Annotated in this window: 1 protein-coding gene; it reads left to right on the forward strand. The window is 64.4% G+C overall.

The window, feature by feature from the left end; genetic code table 11:
• Nucleotides 1–105: 105 nt before the first annotated feature.
• Nucleotides 106–1,214: IS481 family transposase (locus ACZY0B_RS27550; protein WP_463767388.1), on the forward strand; the 1,109-nt coding region annotated here is incomplete at its 3' end.

The following is a 1,214-nucleotide window of genomic DNA, read 5'->3' on the forward strand; positions in this document are numbered from 1 at the left end:
CTGTGTGACGTCGGTTGATGCTTGACATTTCGTCTTCGGGTGATGCGTGACGGTGTGTCGGCTGATGGTTGACAGTTACTTCGGTTGATCCTTGACACTCCCTAGATGAGGGAGTTGAGCGTGGCCGAGCAGAGGTATCAGGCCGTGTTGGCGGTGATCAGCGACGGATTGTCGGTTTCGCAGGTTGCCGAGAAGGTGGGGGTGTCGCGCCAGACGCTGCACGCCTGGTTGGCCCGCTATGAGGCCCAAGGCCTCGAGGGGCTGGTGGATCGGTCGCATCGGCCGGTGTCGTGTCCGCATCAGATGCCGGCCCCGGTGGAGGCCGCGTTGTTGGAGTTGCGCCGTTCGCGGCCATATTGGGGACCGCGGCGGCTGGTGTTCGAGTTGGCTAAACGCCGGGTGGCCCCGGTGCCCTCGGAATCGGCGGTCTATCGGGCCCTGGTGCGCGCCGCGATGATCGATCCGCGTGGCCGGGATCGGCGTTCGCGCAAGTGGAAACGCTGGGAACGCGGCGCGGCGATGGAGCTTTGGCAGATGGACATCGTGGGCGGATTCCCGCTAGCCGATGGCACCAGTGCTAAAGCCTTGACGGGAATCGATGATCACTCCCGGATGTGCGTGTGTGCGCGGTTGATGGCCCGCGAGCGCACCCGGGCGGTGTGTGACGGGTTGCGCGCAGCACTGGCCACCTTTGGGGCGCCCGAGCAGATCTTGACCGATAACGGCAAGGTGTTCACCGGCCGGTTCAACCATCCTCCGGTGGAGGTGCTCTTTGATGCGATTTGCCGCGAGCACGGGATCGAGCATCTGCTGACTCAACCCAGATCTCCGACTACCACGGGCAAGATTGAGCGGTTTCATCGCAGTATGCGTGCCGAATTCCTCAGCAGCAGTTCAGCTTTCGCGAGTCTGAAGGTTGCCCAGCAGGCTTTGGACGAGTGGGTCGAGTATTACAACACTGCTCGTCCGCATCAGTCGCTGGACATGGCCACACCGGCGCAGCGGTTCCGCCCCGCGGCCGCAGTGCACCCGTCGATGCCGGCGGCCGCTGCTGGTGGGGACCGCGGTGGTCAGGACTGGATCAGCCGGCGGGTGACGACCAATGGGGTGGTGTGCGTGGCCTGGCAACAGGTCAGCGTCGGGCGCCACCATGCCGGGGCGCGCTGCGATGTCCACGTCGATGGCGATCTGCTGCGGTTTTTCATCGGCGACGA

The sequence above is a fragment of the Mycobacterium sp. IDUB_19 genome (genome assembly GCF_055419445.1).